This is a genomic window from bacterium (assembly GCA_024742285.1).
Classification (GTDB): Bacteria; Myxococcota_A; UBA9160; order UBA9160; family UBA4427; genus UBA4427.
On the sequence record JANSYR010000003.1, the window covers coordinates 103,849 to 121,933 of the forward strand.

Genomic DNA, 18,085 nt, shown 5'->3' on the forward strand with positions numbered 1-18,085 from the left:
AGCCTCGGAACTGCGGATTCCGCCGTCTCGGGGAAGCCCCCGAAAGACGCCGGTTCGCACCGCGCTATCCTCACGGCTACCCCTCGGGCCCCGGAGGTGGACCGTCTCGCACGGTCCCCAGGCGGGGCTGCCGGGACGTGGAGGCGGCGTGAGGCCGATCCAGTCTTCCCTATCCCAACAGCATGCGGTTCGAACGACCACGCGGCGCCCCTCCCGAGACGAGGGGCGGACGTGGAACCGGGACGCCTGCGTCTCGCGTCCGGCGCGTTTCCTCGCCTCGATGCTGTTGGGCGCCTCGTTGTGGATGGTCGGCCCGGCGTCGGCCGCGCCGGCGTCGGACGCGATCCGAGGCCCCTGGCGCTGGCTCGAGTCCGATTTCGGAGCCCTCGCCGCCGCAGCGCCGGAGACCGTCGGACCCTGGCGGGACGTCGCGATCACGCGGGATGCGAACCGCCGCTCCGCGGAGATCGATCGACTCGAAGCCGAGCTCGTGGCGCGGGATGGCGGCCTCGTCGGTGCCTGGGATGCGCCTGGAACGCGGCGCGCGCCGATCCTCCGTCGGGCGGCTCTGGATTCCGCTCGGCTGCTCGAGGCCGCGGGGGAGTCCGTCGCGGCGGCCCGCGCCTTCGGCAGCGTGATCGATTCGGGCGAGGTGGTGCTCGTCGACGTCTGGCATGGCCTGGCGGTCAACCTGGCGCGGTCGGGGGATGCCCTCGCGGCAGAGCGCGCCTTCCTTCGTGGTCTGGACGCGTCGGGTCGCGCCTCGGACCAGATTCGATTCCGATACGACCTCGCCGGGTTCTATGCACGCGAAGGACGGCTCGTCGAGTCGGCCGCGGTGGTGGAGGCGCTGGCGCCCCACGCGCCGGAGTCGCCGGCGCTGCTCGATGCGGCGCGTGCCCTCTCGACCGGGATCGAGGTCGTCGCGCTCACGCGGCCGCGAGGCGTTGCCGTGCCGTGGCCGGCGCCACCGCCGGTCGAGCCCGGCTGGGACCGCTTCGATTCCCGCGTCGTCGCCGTCGTCGAGCAGCTTCCCGCCTCCTGGCAGACGGGGCTCCTGCCGTTGGCGTTGCGCTTCGAATCGGAGGAGGGGCTGCGGCTCGCGGTGTACGCCGGCGGGGCGCTGCTGGTCCTCCTCGCCGGCTTCGTGCTGCTGCGCCAACGCGGCGACGTCACCGTCACGATCGCCTACCCCGACGAGCTGCGCGGCCTCTTCCAGGTCCGGGTCCGGAACGGGCGCCGCGCGGTCCCGGAGCCCGCGAGCGAAGAGGAGATCCGAAAGGGTGGGGCCTCCACGCGCAAGGAACACCACATGGTGTCGCGAGAGACGCACTTCCAGCGCCTCTTCACCGGCCGCTACCACCTGGTCGTGGACGGGTTGCTCGTGGATCCCGAGTCCGACGAGGTCCTCGACAAGATCCGGGAAGAGAAGCCCCTGCGCGTGCGTCACCGCCGCACGGTCCGCATGGAGTTCGACGCGCATCCGTCGACCTGTCCCGTCGATCTGCACGTCGTCTGGGGCGATCGTCCCGCCAGCGAAGCCAAGGTCACGGTTCCCGGTTTCATCGAGAAGCCGCGCTCCGCTGCCGACGGCAAGATCCGCGTCCTGCTGCCGAAGGGGCAGTTCCGACTCCTCATCGGTTGCGGCGATCGCGTGTTCGATCAGCCGCTCTCGGTCGACAGCTTCCGTCCTTCGCGACTGGCCCTCGACGTGCTCGAGGCCGAGGCCGTGTTCAAGGGTTGTCCGCCTGCGGTGGAGCCCTATCTCCGAAGCGATCTGCCCGCCGTGGCCCGTGCCCTCGAGCGCGATGGCCAGGCCGAGCTCGGCTTTCGGCTCCTCGCGACCCAGCACCAGGCGGAAGGCCAGACGGGTCGCGCCGCGGACTTCTACGAATCCGCCGGCGACCTCGTCGCCGCTGCGCAGCTGCGACTCGAGCAGGGCGAGATCGGCCGCGCCGCCGCGCTCTTCGAGCAGGCGGAGAAGTGGGTCGAGGCCGGCGACGCCCACCGGCAGGGCGGTCAGGTCCTCGCCGCCGGCGAGTGCTACGAGCGCGCCCTCGACTACGAGCGGGCGATCCAGTGCTTCCGGGAGAGCGGGGCGATCGACCGCTGGCTGACGGCCCTCGAGCGCTATGGCGACGTCTTCCCGGCAGCGAAGCTCGCGCTCGAGCACAACCAGCGACCGCGGGCGATCCGCTTGCTCCAGCGCGTCGAGCCGACGGACGAGGACTTCCGCGAGGCCTGCGCGCTGCTCGCCGAGGCTTTCGAGACCGAAGGCCACTACGACCTCGCCGCGGGCAAGCTCGACGAGTACATCGCGACCTTCCGACCGGCCTTCGCGACCGCCGATACCTACTCGCGCCTCGCCGAGCTCTGGGAGAACGCCGGCCACTTCGAGCGCGCCCTCGACGTCCTCGAAGACCTGCGCCGTCGCGAGCCGACGTTCCCGAACATCGCGGCGCGGATCGAGCTCCTGCGCAAGCAGCGCAGCGCTTCGGGCCACCTCTACTCTTCCGGCAGCAGCCGGACTTCGGCCGAGCCGGGAGCGACCGCCTTCGTCGGCGACGTCCGCTACGACCTGATCGAGGAGATCGGGCGCGGCGGAATGGGCGTCGTCTACCGCGCGAAGGACACGCGCCTCGATCGGATCGTCGCGCTGAAGCGCCTGCCCGAGGGCCTTCGCCGCCACCACCCGCGCGCGCTCCAGTTCTTCCTGCGCGAGGCGCAGTCGGCGGCACGCCTCAATCACCCGAACATCGTGACCGTCTTCGACGCGGATCAGCAGGACGGGCAGTTCTTCATCACGATGGAGCTCCTCGAGGGTCAGCCCCTGCACGCGATCCTGCACGAACGCGGGCAGCTCTCGCCCTCGAACGTCCTCGGAATCGCGCGCCAGGCCTGCCGTGGCCTCGACTACGCCCACGAGCAGGGCGTCGTCCACCGCGACATCAAGACCGCCAACCTCTTCGTGACCACCGAGCGCGTCGTGAAGATCATGGATTTCGGGCTCGCGAAGGTCCTCGAAGAGGTGCGCGGGGCGACGACCCTCGTGACCGGCACGCCCTACTACATGTCGCCGGAGCAGGTGCTCGGACAGGACGTCGACCACCGCTCGGATCTCTACTCCCTCGGCGCCATGCTCTTCGAGCTCGCGACGGGCGGTGTGCCCTTCGAGTCCGGCGAGGTCGCGTATCACCACCGCCATTCACCGCCGCCGGATCCGCAATCCCTTCGCCCGGACCTGCCCGACGACCTCTCGGCGCTGATCCTGCGGCTGCTCGAGAAGGAGCCGGCCGCCCGCTTCCAGTCGGCGGCGGAGGTGCTCGACGCGTTGACCGCCATCGATCCAGCGGCGTAGAGGCCGACGGCTCCCGCCCGCGATCGAACCGTTCGCCGTGCGACACGAATCCCGCATCTGAGGGATCGTCAATGTCGGCCGCGGTGAGTTCGGTCACTTTCGGGCTGCGTGGGTGGGGCCATGATGGGCCGCGATGCGAGTGACCCCTTTCCTGGATTCCGACGCCGATCCCAGCGAGAAGGACGAGCCGGAGCTACGGGCGCTGGTCGACGCCTTCTCCCCGCGCGTGCCCCGAGCGGCGGCACGCACGATGCGACGGTGGGGGCTGCCCGAGAGCGTGCGGGACGACCTCGTCTCCGCCGGGTACCTCGGGCTGTGGAAGGCGCTGCAGAATCGGCGCGCCGACGCGCACGAATTCGAGCTGTCCGCCTACGTCTCCCGCCGGATCGAGGGCGCGGTTCTGGACGAGGCGCGTACGGTCCTCGGTCGGGCGACGCGATGTGCCTCGATCGATCCGGACCTGCTCGACCTCGAGCCGTCGAGCGGGGAGCGGGCGTCGGGCTTCGCGGAGTCCGTGATCGGTGAAGATCCGGAGGCGCTCGCCATGCGCGCCGATCGCTGGACGCACGTCGAGGCTTCACTCGAGGCGCTCGATGCGGACGTGCGGGAGCTCCTGCTCGGCCTCGCGGCGGGGCATTCGGTGGCGGAGCTCGCCCGCGCGAACGGGCGGACGGCGGGGCAGCTCCAGGCGCGGCTCGCCCGCGGTGCCCGGCGGCTGCGGGGAAGCGCGCCCGAGCTGCGGCGGCTGCTCCGAGAGGCCCTGTAGCCCGCCGACGGGTCGGACTCGACGCGGCGCCGAGAACAGGGGACGAGCCCCCCTGGTCTGCCATCTCGCGCACACGCATTCGTTCCAGCCGCAATCCGGAAACGAAGGGTCGCGATCCAGGGGGGCCCGAAATCGGATCCGCATTATTCCCGGATCGGAACGGACCGGGGTGAAAAACACGCCTGGGATCGCAACGATGCGTCCCGCCTGCCGGTCCGAGAGGGCCCTGGGTCGCGTCGGCGGGGGTCGAACGGAAGCGGGAGGGGCCTTACCCTACGCGTTCGCCGGCCGTCCCGGGCCGGCGTTGCTTCGAAGAGGGGAGACAACGGTGGCTGAGAATTCGAGTGGACGCCCGATCATCATCGCGGCGGTGCTGGTGAGCTTTTCGATCCTGGGAGCCAGCTTCTTCATCGGGAGCTCTCTCGAGCGGACGACGGCCGAGCTCGCCGCCGTGACGGAGGCGCTCGAAGAACTGGAGCTCGCAGGCGGCGGCGCGCCGCCGAGCCGTCCGCCGTCGCGACCGTCTCGACCGGACCGTGACAAGGAATACGACGTCGAGATCGGCGAGGCGCCGATCAAGGGCCCGAAGGACGCACTCGTCACGATCGTCGAGTGGTCCGACTTCCAATGTCCCTTCTGCAACCGCGTGTCGCCGACCCTCGCGCAGATCGAAGAGGAGTACGGGGACAAGGTCCGGCTCGTCTTCAAGCACATGCCGCTCTCGATCCATCCCCAGGCGCCGCAGGCCCACGCCGCTTCCGAGGCGGCCCATCGGCAGGGCAAGTTCTGGGAGATGCACGACCGGATCTTCGCCAACCAGCGTGACCTCTCCATCGCCACCCTCGAGTCCCACGCGCGGGCCATCGGCCTCGACATGGATCAGTACGCGAAGGACGTCGCGGACGCTTCGGTCAAGGCGCGAATCGACGATGACATGAAGCAGGCGGCGGGCCTGAACGTGACGGGCACGCCGTCCTTCTTCATCAATGGTCGCTTCCTCTCCGGAGCGCAGCCCTTCGAGAACTTCAAGCGAGCGATCGACGCGGCCATCGAGCGCGCGTCCTAGCCGGTGGAGCGCGTCTCGCCTTGATTCGCGGGATCGTCTTCGATCTCTTCGACACGCTGGTCGACCAGAACCACGAGCGGCTCATGCCGGTCGAGGTCGAGGGGCGACGCGTGGGCGCGACGACGCCGGCGTTGCACGCGTGCGCCCGGGATCGGTTCGGCGTCGATCTGCCGATCCTCGAGTTCGCGGATCGCGCGCGGGACGTCGACCGGGAGCTCCGCGTGGACACGATCGATCGGGGGATCGAGCTCTCGACCCTCGACCGCTTCACCGCGCTCGGGACGCGGCTCGGCCAGCCCGACGTCCTCGCCTTCGCGCAGGCGCTCACCGACGTCCACATGGGCGCGCTCTACGAAGCCTGCACGGTTCCCGAGCACCACGAGAACATCCTCGTGGCCCTCTCCCTCGACTATCCGATGGCGCTCTGTTCGAATTTCACCCATGCGGCGACGGCGCGCGCGGTCCTGCGCGACGCCCGCTTCGAGCCGCATCTCTCGAGCGTCGTGATCTCCGAGGAACTGGGGATCCGCAAGCCGCGGCCCGAGATCTTCGAGGCGGTCGTCGACGAGCTCGGCATTCCTCCGCACGAGCTGCTGCACGTCGGCGACAACCTGGTCGCGGACATCGGGGGCGCGGCGGCGCTCGGGATCCGGACCGTCTGGCTGACGCGCAAGGTCGAGGATCCGGATGCGGCGCTCGCTGCGTACCAGGGACCGCCCCCCGACTTCGCCCTCGAAGATCTGATGGACCTGCCCGTCCTGGCCGCGCGGCTCTCGGTGTGAGGCGAGGTGCGCCCACGACCGGCCGGGTCGGTCGCGCCGCCGGGTGCGTCGGTCGTTCAGTGGATCGAGCCGGGCTGCATCAGCTGGAAGAGCGCGACCTCGGCTTCGAACTCCGTGCCGTCCGTGCGTTGCATGTCGAAGATGCCCGCCATCGAGCCGAAGGGCGTCGGCAGAGGGCAGCCGGAGGTGTATTCGAAGCCCTGCCCGGGCTCGAGGACGGGCTGCTCGCCGACCACGCCGGGACCGTGGACCTCCTCGGTGTGGCCGGTCCCGTCGACGATCGTCCAGTGTCGGTTCAGGAGCTGGACCGTCGTGTCGCCCTCGTTCGTGATCCGGATCGTGTAGAGGAAGAACCAGCGACTCGAGGCCGGATTGCTGTGCGCTTCGGAGTAGCGCGCGCGGACTTCGACGCGAACGTCGCTCGTCACGGCGACGGAAGTGGTCTCGAAGAGGTCGGCGTCTTCCACGCGGAGGAAAGTAGCAGCGTGGGGCGGTGCCGTGGATCCATCGTCGCGGTTGGTCCGCGATGAACTGTCTGCTGCTCGAACCGGAGGAGCTCGCGGCGGAGGACGGGCTCGTTCGTCTCGACGGTCGCCGCCGTCGTCACGCGGACGAAATCCTCAAGGTCCGTGAAGGCGACACGCTTCGGGTGGGCGTGATCGATGGCGCGCTCGGCGAAGGCCAGATCCTGCGGCTCGATCGCGACGTTCTCGAGCTGCGCGTGACCCTGGGCGGCGCACCGCCGCCGAAGCTCGCCCTCGACGTCGTTCTGGCGCTGCCGCGGCCGCCGGTCTTCCGACGGCTGCTCTCGACGATCGCGAGCCTCGGTGCGGCGTCGATCCTCGTCGTCGGCACGAAGCGGACCGAGAAGAGCTTCTGGAACAGTCATGTGATCGAGTCCGACGCCGTACGCGAACGTCTGCTCCTCGGACTCGAGCAGGCGAAGGACACCCGCCTGCCGAAGGTCGCGTTCCAGCGCTACTTCGAGCCGCTCGTCGAGGAGGTGCTCCCGCCGCGGATCGAAGGGCGCCGCGCGCTGCTCCCCCATCCGGGAAGCGCCGCGCCGTGTCCGCACGCGATCGACGCCGAGGCCACGGTCTTCATCGGGCCCGAGGGCGGCTTCCTCGACTACGAGGTCGATCGTCTCGCCGGGATCGGGTTCGAGCCGGTGACGCTCGGCGAGCGGGTGCTCCGGGTGGAGCCCGTCATTCCGCTGCTGGTCGGCCGGCTGTTTCCATGATCGCCGACGGTGCGTCCACTTCCATGCCGTAGCGCGTGGTCGTCGCCGCCTCCGCTTCGATCGCGGCTTCGGTCGGCGGCTCGATGCCGAGCAGGACGATGCCGAAGTGCATCAGCATGAGGAGCGCGTAGACCACGAGGCTCGCGTAGAGGCCGATCCGTGCGAAGCGGAAGTTCTTGTGGGCGACCAGGATCAAGAGCCAGAAGCCGACGACGAGACATTTCTGGACGAGGAAGGCAGTCGGGCTGATGTCGAGGAAGAAGTCCATGACCGGGTTGGCTTCCCGGCCGCCCCGGGAGAGCCACTGCATGGTCATCCAGGCGTCGAATACGTTCAGCAGGAAGACCGAGAGCAGGAGCACGACGTCCCGTCGCGTGTAGCGATCCACGTAGCCGGCCCGGTCGCTGTCGCGTCGCCCTCCGGCGCGGCGCCGGGGCGTGAGCCAGCCGCCGAAGAGCCGCGTCGGCTCGTCCCGCCGATCCCCGGCACGACGGTCGACGCCGTCCCAAGCCGGGCGGTTCGCGTCCTCTTCCGACGCCTGCGGATTGCCAGCCGACTGCAAGCGAGTTGCTCCTCGAAGCCGCCCGGAACCGGGCGGCGTCCTGAGCGTATCGGTCGGATTCGCGATCAAACTGAGGGGAGAAGCCCTGTCGCGGCGGCGGCATCAGCCTCCGAGGGCGCGCTCCGCGAACCAGTAGAGGCCCAGCCCGCAGAGAGCTGCGGCCGAGAGCTCTGCCGCCCAACGGACGGTGCCCTCCGAAGCGAAGCGCCGTCCCGCCCAGAGCGCGGGCCAGAGCAGGAGCACGACGCCGATCTGCCCGATCTCGACGCCCAGGTTGAAGCCCAGGAGGGCAGGGACGAGTCGGTCCGCGGGCAGTGTCATCTCGACCAGGATGCCGGCGAAGCCGAAGCCGTGAACGAGACCGAACGCGAAGGTGAGGCAGATGCGGAGCCACTGACTCGAGCTGCGGGTGAGGAGCGCGAAGTAGCAGAGGGTGAAGATCGCGAGTCCGCCCACGGTCAGGAGCGGCAGCTCCATCGTTCCGGTCGTCGTCGCGAGCCCGACGCCGGCGAGGCCGGCGAGGACCGCGAACGGGACGACGCGCGGGCGTCCCGCGAGCATCCAGCCCTTCTCGATCGCCACGAGCGCGACGGAGAACGCGATCACTGCTTCGACGGCGGCGGCCCGAGGGTGCACGACCTCCATGACGGCGAGGGCCAGGGTCAGGCTGTGGGCCAGGGTGAAGCCGGTGACGAGGCGCGCGACTTCGCCCAGGCGTCCGGCGAGGAGCAGCAGACCGAAGACGAACGCAAGGTGGTCCCAGCCGGTCAGGATGTGCTCGACGCCGAGGACGAGGTAGTCGATCAGGCGACTGCCCGCGGCGTCTTCGATCGGAGTCGCCTCGCCGCCGATCGATCGCAGGACGAAGGACGGGTTCGCTTCGGTCAGGACCTGCTCCCGCAGCGTCTCGGACTGGCCGGCGAAGCGGGCGCGAGCGAAGTGCATGTGGCTCGGTGCGACGGCCAGGAGGAGTCGGCTTCGGATCGCGAGGTGGGTGGCTTCTTCGGGACAGACGACCCGCCACTCGTATCGGACCCAGCCCTCTCGATCCGGACGGCGGACCGCGCGGTCGCTGGGGACACAGGCCACGCCGTCGGCGACCAGCTGGAGCTCCGTCGGGAAGACGCGCGCCGGCAGGTCTGGACTGCCCGCGGCGGGCGCGACCGAGACGCTCCCGGGCGGTAGGGCCTCCGGGCCGATCCGGCTCAACTCGAGCAGCTTCAGACGGACGGAGACGCGCGCCTCGGCGCCATCGATCTCCCAGCTCGAGTAGGAGACGCTCTTTCCATGCGCATGGGCCTGGCCGCTGGCCCAGAGCGCCAGGAGCAGAGAGAGGACGAGCAGGGATCGCGGGCGAGGGGCCATCGGCGCGCGACTCTAGCGCGCCGATTCCCCCGGGTGAAGTCCGTGCGAACGCGCTTCCGAGGGGGTTTCGCGTCGCGCTCGAAACGCGAGAAATCGGCGAGAGATGGGCGTGCTGGACGCCGAATCCGAGGTCTGGAGCCGGAAAAACGCGTCCTCAGATCGTTCTTCCCGCCTGGGGTTGCGGAAACTCCAACCTGTGCTAGTATCTGGCTATCGCATTCAAAAATCCCGCAAGCCACACGGCTCGCGGGATTTTTTCGTTCCGGGGGGGGCTCTCCGGGCTGTCGCTCTCCCCAGGGGGCTGTCGCGTGTCCTCAGAGGCCGAAGAGCCAGCGGAGGAGCCAGCCCAGCCAGCCCCAGCCGCCATCGTCGTCCTCGTCTTCTTCATCGTCCTCTTCATCTTCCTCCTCCCCTTCGTCCTCCTCGGGCTCGTCCGCCGGCTCTTCTTCCTCCTCGGGATCCTCCTCGACCTCTTCTTCGTCGTCCTCTTCCTCTTCTCCGCCCCCGCCGCCTCCGCCCCCCACGGTCGCGGGATCGACGAACGCGATCGCGAGGGTCTCCTCCCGGTAGACGAAGTCCCGACCGGGACTGCCGTCGCTCACGCTCACCGACAGGTGGACGCTCAGGCGTTCGGCATCGTCCTCGACGTGTCGGGACTCGGTGCACGAGACCACGACGCTCTGGCCGGACAGAGCGCCGCCCGAGAGAGTCAGGGTGGTGGACGCGCTCGGGCATCCGACCGCTGCGACGGCGGCGGCGCGAGCCCACTCCGTACCGGCGCGGGCCGCCCACTCCGCGCGCTCTCCGAGCACGGCCTGGCTCGCGGCCGACGTCTGGAGCGCATTCATCCGAATCATCAAAGCACCGGTCGTACCGAGCACGGCGAGGAGCGCGAGCGCGGCGATCAGCGCGAATCCGCCGCTTCCGCGTCGAGGTGCCGGCGACGGGCTGGATCGGATGGCCGCTTCACGGTGCATGGCGGACCTCCACCTGCTCGAGAACGCGAACGCGTTCCCCGCCGCTCTCGACGACCAGCTCGATGGTGACCAGCCCGCCCTTGTCCGACGCGCCCGGATCGTAGGAGAACGAACATCGCTCGACGTCGACCGCCGCGAGCGCGGCGCTTCCGCCCGTCAGCGGGGCCGCGTTCCGGTCGCTGGGCTGGGCCGCATGGGTTCCGTAGCTCGTGACGCGCCAGAGGCTTCGGTCGGTCGAATCCCACACGTAGCTGATCGGCGCGTGCGTGAAGTAGAAGCGCTGGGTCACGGAGGCGCCAGCGAAGGTGTGTGCGGACGTGAGCTGGATCTGGTCCTCGTCGCCGTCGTCGACGACGCTCACGCGGGCGGAGAAGGGTGTGATCGCGCCCGGGTCGCGGTTGGCGGCCGCGTCGTCCCACAGGGTCGTTGGACTCGTCGGACCGACGACGACCCGCGCGCCCGAAGCCATGTTCACGCCGTAGGCGACGGTTCGGTTCGCGAGCCGTCCGAGGACGTTGAAGCTGTCGTCGGCCGCGAGCGTCAGCCGATCCGAATCCGCCGAGTGGTCCGCTTCGTCGGGCCCGCCGGGATCGTTGACGCCCTCGGTCGCGCGGTAGGGGCCTGCGTGCGTCGCAGGCATGAGCTCGAGCGCGGATCCGCCGGCGGCGACGCGAACGCTCTTGGGGACCGCCTGTTGGATGTCTCGCGTCAGGCGAGTCAACGCGATCTCGGCGATCTCCACCATCTCGGCGCGGCGCCCGACGGCTTCCCGAGCGGCGACCGGATGACGCAGGAGTCCCGTGAGGCCGACCGCGAGCACGCCCGTCATGGCGATCGTGATCGTCAGCTCGAGGATCGTCAGTCCGTCGTTTCGCCCTTTCGACATGCCGCGCCGACTCATCGGTTCGTCCGGAACGCGCTCAGGACGACCCGGCGACCGGTCGGATCGGTCACGGTCGAGTCGATGCGCAGTACGTCGTTCGGGCCGATCAACGCTCCGAGGCTCGCGTCCGTCACGACGTCGATCTGGACGCGGTAACCTTCCAGCCCCGTGATCGCCGTGTCGAACTGGTCGCGTGCGCCCGTCTGGTCGAGGCCGTCGAAGTCGCAGACGTTGTCGTAGAGATCGCGGCTCGCCTCCGGCGTGGGGCAGACGTCGCTCGTCTCCGGATCGAGGTAGTCGAGGGCGACGGCTTCGGTCAGGTAGGCGCTCGCGATCGAGAGCGCCTGCCGCTCGAGCATCGGCGCCGTGCTCTGCCGGGTCGTCGTGTCGACCACGAGCATCGTCCCCGTCAACGCGATCGAGATCACGACGATCGCGACGACGAGCTCGATCAGACTCGTCCCTGCCGTTCGCCGCGAAGTACGTGCCTCAGAGCGCACGGACCAGCCCCGTTTCTCCGACGGCCGAGATCGTGCGGCCCCCGACGGAGACGGTCGCGTCGAAGACGGCACCCGCATCGTTCGTGACACGGCCCAGCTCGTCGAAGATCATCGGGTCCAGGTCGCTGGTGATCGCGACACCCGACGGCATCGTCGCTACGAAAGGGGTGCGATTCGTCTCGGGGTCGGCGATCGGCGAACCGAAGGCGCCGGTTCGACAGGAAGCCCGCTGGTCGAGCGTGTAGCCCGACCCGGAGAAGGCGACGCGAACCGGGCAGCCCGAGCTGGCGCCGAGGCGCCGTGCGAAGCGCAGGTCTGCGAGCGCCTTCCGGTGGGCCTGAGCCGCGGCCAGATCGCTGATCGAGAGCATGCGGGGCGCCGCGGTCACGGCGACGATGCCGATGATCACGATCACGACGATCGTCTCGAGCAGCGTGAAGCCCTCGCCCAGGCGAGGATCAAGCTCCCGTTCGCGATCGTGTCCGCCGGGCACGAATCCGTCTCAGGGGACGGTGACCACGATCTGCCCGTTGCCCGTGTTGTAGGCGATCGAGCGACCCGCGACGGGATTGTACGTGTACGTGCAGGTCGTGTTGTCGGTCGTGGCCTGCCATTCGGCGGAGGTGTTGGTCGCGATCGAGGGCGCGTCGCTCAGCAGCGAGTTCCAGACCTGGATGCATTCGGTTGCCGAGGTCGTCCCGTTGCCGCCGCCGGCATTCGAGTTCTCCGGCCAGCCGGCATCGTTGAAGCCGATGGTCACGCCGCCTTCCAGGGTGGCGGAGTTCACCGCGGCCGTGGCGCCCTGCGCAATCCAGGACGCGTGGCTCAGGTTCACGCCGCTCGAGATCGCGCCGCCGATCGCCTGGGTCTTGGCGTTGTGCGCCTCCCCGGTCATGTCGATGAAGCGGGGCAGCGCGGTCGCCGCGAGAATGCCGATGATGACGATCACGACGACCAGCTCGATGATCGTGAAGCCCTGGTTTCGACGTCGATGAGTGCGAGCGTCCATGGAGATCTCCTGTGAATGCGCCATCGATTCTCCGATCGGAGGTCCGTACCGTGCCCGGCGCACTGGGTTGGAATTCGGTTCACCACACCTCGAGCTTTACCGTGTGAGTGGATTCCTTCGATTCGCTCCACCGGGGCTCGATGAATGACCCGAGCACGCCTACGGTCATTTCTCCAGGGTCATCCCTTGGCGGCCGACGCCATCTCCCACATCGGGAGGTAGACGCCGAGGGCGAGGACGAGGACGAGCGCGCCGACGAAGATCATCATCACGGGCTCGATGAGGTCGCCGAGGGTCTTCAGGTCGTAGTCGACCTCGCGCTCGTAGTACCCGGCGACTTCCGAGAGCGTGTCCTCGACGGCACCGGTCTCCTCCCCGACCGAAAGCATCTGGAGGACGAGCGGGGTGAACAGGCCGCTCGAGTAGGCGGCCGCCGTCAGTGCGTCGCCGCCCTCGATGTCCCGCCGGATCTCCTGGATCTGTTCACCGACGGAGTCGTTGTCGACCGCTCGAGCAGCGATCGAGAGGCATTGCGTCACCGGGAGCCCGGCGCCCAGGGTGATCGCGAGCGTGCGGCAGAACCGGGCCATCAGCGCGCGTTCGAGGATCCCGCCGATCTTCGGTACGCGAAGGACCAGACGGTCCCACTGCTTGTGCCCCTCCGGAGTGGCGTGCCATTTGCGCGCCAGCCATGCGGCGCAGAGGAGCATGGAGAGAGCGATGTGCCAGTAAGTGGTCGTGAGCTCCGACGTCGTGATGAGGAGCCGGGTCGCCCAGGGGAGGTCGGAGCCGAAGCTCGAGAAGAGATTCGCGAAGGGCGGTACGACGTAGACGTCGATCACCGCGACCGAGACGATCATCGCGATCAGCACCATCGTCGGATACCGGAACGCGCTCTTGATCCGTTTGCGGGTCTCGTCCTCGAGCTCGAGGTAGCCGTGCAGCTGCTCGAAGGACTCTTCCAACCGTCCGGAGCTCTCTCCGATGTGGACGACCGAGATGAAGAGGTTCGAGAAGACGTCGGGATAGTTCTGCAGGACACTCGCGAGTTCGCGTCCCTTCTCCAACTCGTCGGCGACTTCACCGAGGATGCGCCCGAACTCGGGATTGCGCATCGAATCCGCGAGGCCACGCAGGCCGCGCGTGATCGGGACGCCCGCGCGGGACAACGTCACCATCTGGCGACAGAACATGATCACGTCCACGAGATCGATCGATCGACGATTCCACCAGCGGGAGAGCCCGGACGCGACGTCGTCGCCCGCTGCGCCGGATTCCTGGATCCGGACCGGAACGATCCCCTTCGCCGTCAGCTCTGCCGCGACGCTGCTCGTGGACGCGGCTTCGATCCGTCCCCGGATCGACTCTCCGCTCGAGCTCCGGCCTGTGTACTCGAATAACGCCAACGGGTATCTCCAGCTTGCCTGCTCGGATCAGGCCCGCCCGGGGCTCAGGCCGTCACCTTCGCGGCTCGCGCCTTCAGACCGGCGCCGGTGTCTTCCTGCTCACCGGCGATCCGGAGGACTTCCTCGAGGGTCGTCGTCCCCTTGGAGGCGTACTCGAGGGCGCAGATCGAGAGCGGGCGGAATCCCTTCGTCTCGGCCGCGGCGGCGATGTACGCCTGGGTGTCGTTCCGACGAAGGGCGTCAGCCATCGCTTCGTCGATCTCGAGCAGCTCGTAGACGCCCGTGCGACCCTTGTAGCCCGTGCCATTGCATTGCGGGCATCCCCGGCCCATGAGGAAATCCAGGAACTCCGCGCTCTCTCCGGCATTCGCCCGAAGCCACATCTTCTCCTGGCTCGTCAGCTTGTAGGGCTCCGCGCACGACTCGCACACGCGCCGAATCAAGCGCTGCGCGAGGACCGCGGAAAGCGCGGTCGCGACGAGGAAGCCTTCCGCGCCCATGTCCAGGAGACGAGCGGCGCTCCCCGCGGCGCTGTTCGTGTGGAGGGTCGAGAAGACGAGGTGTCCGGTCATCGCCGATCGAAGCGCGATCTCCGCCGTCTCCTGGTCGCGCATCTCACCGATCATCACCACGTCCGGATCCTGTCGGAGGGCCGATCGGAGCACGGAGGCGAAGCTCAATCCGATCTTCGCGTTGACCTGGCATTGCTGGATTCGTGGCAGGCGGTATTCGACCGGATCCTCCGCGGAGATGATCTTCTTGGTCGACTCGTTGAGTTCGGCGAGCGCGCCATAGAGTGTCGTCGTCTTGCCGCTACCGGTCGGGCCCGTCACGAGGATGAGCCCGTGTGGCTGATGGATGAAGTGACGGAAGCGGCGAAGGATTCTGTCCGGCATGCCGATGCCGTCGAGCCCGAGGGCATCGTCGCTCTGGTCCAGGAGGCGCATGACGACGGATTCTCCCCACTGAACGGGGAGGGTCGACACGCGCACGTCGATGTTGCGCCCGCTCACGCGGATGTTGAAGCGGCCATCCTGGGGCAACCGTCGCTCGGAGATGTTCAGGCCGGACATCAGCTTGAGCCGCAGGACCAGCGCCGACGCGATTCGCGTCTCCTTCATCGTCTGTTCGTTCAGGACACCGTCGACCCGTTGACGGATTCGAAGGCAGTTCTCGTCGGGCTCGATGTGGATGTCCGACGTGCCGACCTGGACGGCGTCCTCGAAGATCGATTTCAGGAGCCGGACGACCGCCGCGTCGTTCTCCTGCGCGCCCGACTCCAGCTGCGAAAGGTCGAAATCCGAACCGGAATCGAGCTCCTCGTGAAGCTCCTCGGCGAGCGTGTGGATCTCGCTCGTCTTCCGGTAGTTCCGGTCGATCGCGGCGAGCAGCTCCGATTCCCGCACGACGGCGGGCTCGACCGACGTCTTGATGATCCGCTCGATCTCGTCCATCGCGAAGATGTTCGTCGGATCGGCCATGCCCACGAGCGCCGTGTCGTTCTTGACGTCGAGCACGATCGCGCGAAATCGGCGCGCGTAGGTCTCGGGCAGGAGCTCGACGACCTTGGGCTTCGTTTCGTACCGGGTCATGTCGACCTTGGGGATGTCGAGCTGCTGCGAGAGGAAGTTCAGGAACTCGTCCTCGTCGATGTACCGGGCCTCGATCAGCTGTCGTCCCAGCTTGAGCCCGCTCTTCTTCTGGGCGGCGAGCGCGGATTCGAGCTGCTGCTGGGAGATGACCTCGTTCTCGACCAGGAGCTCGCCGATTCGGACCTTCTTGCGGGCCATGTCTATTCCTCCGCGTCCAGTCGCTCGATTCGCGCGGCGGCCCACTGTCGCGAAGCGCGCGGGAGGGTGCCGAGCTGCATCGCGATTCGATAGACGTCCGCGGCCTCCGCGCGTCGTGTGAGAGCGTCGAGGGAGATGCCCAGACCGAGCCACCACTTCGATTCGCCGGGGTACCTTCGGACGATCGCCTCGTAGCGAACGACGGCATCCTCATGCCGTCCGGCCCGCTGCAGGATCGCCGCGGCCAACGCATGGAGCTCGGGGGCCTCGGTCACGCTCGTCGTGGCGGACTCGAGAACTCGCAGGGCCTCGTCGGGGTGGCCTCCGTCGTCGAGCAGACGCGCCAACAACATCGCGATCTCCGGCTCATCGCCGCGGGTGCCGTGGGCGCGCGCCGCGAGGGCGATCGCCTCTTCGATCCGTCCGGAGTCGCGGAGGAGGGTGGCCCACTCGACGAGGGCCGCGTCGTGGGTCTCGTCGTGCGCGAGGGCCTCGCGAAAATGCCCTTCGGCCTGTTCGAGGTCCCCGCCGTCGCGAGCCCGTCGCGCCGCGAGGGTTGCCTCGGCTGCAAGCGCCCTGGCTTCCGCCTGCCTGCGTCGCGCGCGCTCCGCAAAGGAAGGTTCGATTTCCATCGTCGCTTCCCGCTTCGGAGAGAGAGCGGACCCGGTCGAGTCCGTGACGTATCGGAGCGGCGCGGCGATCCGGGACTTCGGCCCGCCCGCGGGCTCTTCGGCGCCGAGCTCGACTTCCGTCGCGTCGGTCGTCGACGCCGCGAGATCGAGGAGCAGGGTCGATCCCGACTCGCTCTCGAGCGATTGCGTTCGAACGTGCGTTCCGGGATCGAGCTCGAAGGCCAGATGCAGTGAATCGTCGCGCTGTGCGGTCGAAACGGCCCGGATGGGGGTGTCGACGAGGTCGAGCTCGGGACGCCAGGATCCGAGTCGGGTTCGTTCGAGGACGATCGCGAGTCGGTTCGCCTCATCGATCCGGCGCGTGAGGTGGCGCGTGCGACCGTCCGTCGAGATCCGAACCAACACGCGTCCCGCGTCACGCTCGAGCGCCATCGCGCGCAGCCGAACGGGGCGCTCGATCCGCGTGCCTTCGACGGCCCCGGTCGTCGCGACGTCGCCCGCGGCGGCGTCCGGCGGCCTCGGAATGGCCTCCGACGCCGGTTGCCGGCTTTGCTCGACTTCGCTTGCCGGGCCCGTGGTCGCGACCGCCGGCGCGGGTCTCGCCGCGACCGCCGGCGGTCGTGCGGTCTTCGGCGCGTCGAGGATCCAGAAGAGCGAGACCCCGATGAACGAGAGGGTGATCCCCGTCGCCCACCACTTGCCGCGGCGCGAGCGCCGTCGCTCCCGGACCCGCTCGCGAGCACTCAGGCCGCGAGCGACATCGTCCCTCCCGTACGGGCCGGGCCGTTCCTCGAACCCGAGGATGAGATCGTTGATGAGGCTCATCGAGTTCTCTCCTCGATCAGCGCGTCAGGCTCGACCAGCGTTGGGCGAGCGGCCGGGTGCCGGTTCGGGTCGAGAAGAGCGGACGCTTCTGCCACCGCTGGACGCCTTCGGTGTCGACGAGCGCCTTTCCGACGTGCCGTCGCCCGACCTGATAAGCACTCTCGCTCACGGCGGCGAGGAGCGCCTTGTGGCAGATGACGTTGATGAGCCGCGGAATGCCGCCACTCGCGCGGTGGATCCGTTCGATCGCGGCGGGCGTGAAGATCGTCTCGGGGCGGGCTGCGTCGGCCTCCGCCAGTCGGCCCCAGACGTAGTCCCGACAGGCCTTCCGGTCGATCGGCTCGAGTCGGGCAGTCCAGGTGATGCGTTGCTGGAGCTGACGCATCGAGTAGCGGGAGAGTCGCTCGTCGAGCTCGGGCTGCCCGAAGAGAACGACCTGCAACATGCGCCCCTGGCTGCTCTCCAGGTTCGAGAGGAGTCGCAGCTCTTCGAGGCTCTCGATCGGTGCCGTCTGCGCCTCGTCGACGAAGATCACGACGCGGGATCCCTTTCGCGCGATCTCGAGGAGGACTTCCCGGATCTCCCTGTGAGCCAGGTGGTGGCTGCCGCGCGGAGGCATGGTGATGTCGAGCTCGTCGGCGATCGCGTGCAGCAGGTCGAGCCGCCTCATCGCCGGATTGGGCAGGTAGACGGGGATGAACGAATCATCGATCTGGTCGAGCAGGCTCCGACAGAGCGCGGTCTTTCCGGTGCCGACCTCGCCGGTGATCTTGACGAAGCCCTCGCCCGATCGGAGCCCGAAGAGGATCGTGTTCAGCGCGTCGCGGTGGTCCGGGAGGTCTACGTAGACCGATGCATTGGAAACGGTCTCGAAGGGCATGCGAGTCAGCCCGAAGTAGTCGAGGTACATCGTCGGATTCCTCT

17 protein-coding genes are annotated in these 18,085 nt (G+C 68.7%); 5 read left to right on the top strand and 12 right to left on the bottom strand.

Translation table 11 applies throughout. The features are described from left to right. Positions 1-286: 286 nt before the first annotated feature. From NXI30_06900 to NXI30_06915, 4 genes are all read left to right on the top strand, one after another. Positions 287-3,358: a protein kinase gene (locus NXI30_06900; GenBank protein ID MCR9093925.1), complete on the top strand. Its 3,072-nt coding sequence runs from the start codon at positions 287-289 to the stop codon at positions 3,356-3,358. 133 nt (positions 3,359-3,491) lie between these two features. Next, a complete protein-coding gene (locus tag NXI30_06905; GenBank protein ID MCR9093926.1) occupies positions 3,492-4,124 on the top strand; it encodes a hypothetical protein in 633 nt (210 codons plus the stop codon). 328 nt (positions 4,125-4,452) lie between these two features. Beyond that, positions 4,453-5,190: a DsbA family protein gene (locus NXI30_06910; protein ID MCR9093927.1), complete on the top strand. Its 738-nt coding sequence runs from the start codon at positions 4,453-4,455 to the stop codon at positions 5,188-5,190. 20 nt (positions 5,191-5,210) lie between these two features. Continuing rightward, complete coding sequence (locus NXI30_06915) at positions 5,211-5,972, top strand: HAD family hydrolase (GenBank protein MCR9093928.1); 762 nt, start codon at positions 5,211-5,213, stop codon at positions 5,970-5,972. A 56-nt stretch (positions 5,973-6,028) separates the two neighbouring features. Here the strand turns inward: NXI30_06915 and apaG are convergent, their stop codons facing one another. Continuing rightward, the gene (gene apaG, locus NXI30_06920; protein ID MCR9093929.1) at positions 6,029-6,439 is read right to left on the bottom strand and encodes a Co2+/Mg2+ efflux protein ApaG; all 411 of its coding nucleotides are present in this window, start codon (positions 6,437-6,439) and stop codon (positions 6,029-6,031) included. Positions 6,440-6,498: 59 nt separating this feature from the next. Between apaG and NXI30_06925 the strand changes: the two genes are divergently transcribed. Next, a complete protein-coding gene (locus NXI30_06925; protein ID MCR9093930.1) occupies positions 6,499-7,212 on the top strand; it encodes a 16S rRNA (uracil(1498)-N(3))-methyltransferase in 714 nt (237 codons plus the stop codon). Here NXI30_06925 and NXI30_06930 read toward each other — a convergent pair. The 11 genes from NXI30_06930 to NXI30_06980 all read right to left on the bottom strand — a co-directional run bounded on the left by NXI30_06930 (position 7,178) and on the right by NXI30_06980 (position 18,071). Further along, positions 7,178-7,774 carry a DUF5658 family protein gene (locus tag NXI30_06930; GenBank protein ID MCR9093931.1) on the bottom strand — a complete coding sequence of 199 codons (597 nt, stop codon included), beginning with the start codon at positions 7,772-7,774 and terminating at the stop codon, positions 7,178-7,180. The genes NXI30_06925 and NXI30_06930 overlap by 35 nt on opposite strands. Positions 7,775-7,876: 102 nt before the next feature. Beyond that, positions 7,877-9,139, bottom strand: coding sequence for a HupE/UreJ family protein (locus tag NXI30_06935; protein ID MCR9093932.1), 1,263 nt, complete (start codon positions 9,137-9,139; stop codon positions 7,877-7,879). Positions 9,140-9,453: 314 nt separating this feature from the next. Next, entirely contained in the window at positions 9,454-10,116 is a 663-nt protein-coding gene (locus NXI30_06940; GenBank protein ID MCR9093933.1) for a hypothetical protein, read from the bottom strand. Then, the gene (locus tag NXI30_06945) at positions 10,106-11,002 is read right to left on the bottom strand and encodes a hypothetical protein (GenBank protein ID MCR9093934.1); all 897 of its coding nucleotides are present in this window, start codon (positions 11,000-11,002) and stop codon (positions 10,106-10,108) included. Before NXI30_06945 ends, NXI30_06940 begins: the two co-directional genes overlap by 11 nt. Positions 11,003-11,013: 11 nt before the next feature. Beyond that, positions 11,014-11,499 carry a pilus assembly protein MshD gene (locus tag NXI30_06950; GenBank protein MCR9093935.1) on the bottom strand — a complete coding sequence of 162 codons (486 nt, stop codon included), beginning with the start codon at positions 11,497-11,499 and terminating at the stop codon, positions 11,014-11,016. Continuing rightward, a complete protein-coding gene (locus tag NXI30_06955) occupies positions 11,489-11,992 on the bottom strand; it encodes a prepilin-type N-terminal cleavage/methylation domain-containing protein (GenBank protein MCR9093936.1) in 504 nt (167 codons plus the stop codon). The genes NXI30_06950 and NXI30_06955 overlap by 11 nt, the downstream gene beginning before the upstream one ends. Before the next feature lie 9 nt (positions 11,993-12,001). Continuing rightward, positions 12,002-12,508: a prepilin-type N-terminal cleavage/methylation domain-containing protein gene (locus NXI30_06960; GenBank protein ID MCR9093937.1), complete on the bottom strand. Its 507-nt coding sequence runs from the start codon at positions 12,506-12,508 to the stop codon at positions 12,002-12,004. 179 nt (positions 12,509-12,687) lie between these two features. Beyond that, a complete protein-coding gene (locus NXI30_06965) occupies positions 12,688-13,914 on the bottom strand; it encodes a type II secretion system F family protein (GenBank protein ID MCR9093938.1) in 1,227 nt (408 codons plus the stop codon). 44 nt (positions 13,915-13,958) lie between these two features. Continuing rightward, on the bottom strand, positions 13,959-15,710 hold the full coding sequence (locus NXI30_06970; protein MCR9093939.1) for a GspE/PulE family protein: 1,752 nt from the start codon (positions 15,708-15,710) through the stop codon (positions 13,959-13,961). Then, positions 15,707-17,161 carry a tetratricopeptide repeat protein gene (locus tag NXI30_06975; GenBank protein MCR9093940.1) on the bottom strand — a complete coding sequence of 485 codons (1,455 nt, stop codon included), beginning with the start codon at positions 17,159-17,161 and terminating at the stop codon, positions 15,707-15,709. Before NXI30_06975 ends, NXI30_06970 begins: the two co-directional genes overlap by 4 nt. Before the next feature lie 16 nt (positions 17,162-17,177). Further along, positions 17,178-18,071 (bottom strand): AAA family ATPase, encoded by an 894-nt coding sequence (locus NXI30_06980; GenBank protein MCR9093941.1) that lies wholly within the window; start codon positions 18,069-18,071, stop codon positions 17,178-17,180. Between the last annotated feature and the right edge of the window lie 14 nt (positions 18,072-18,085).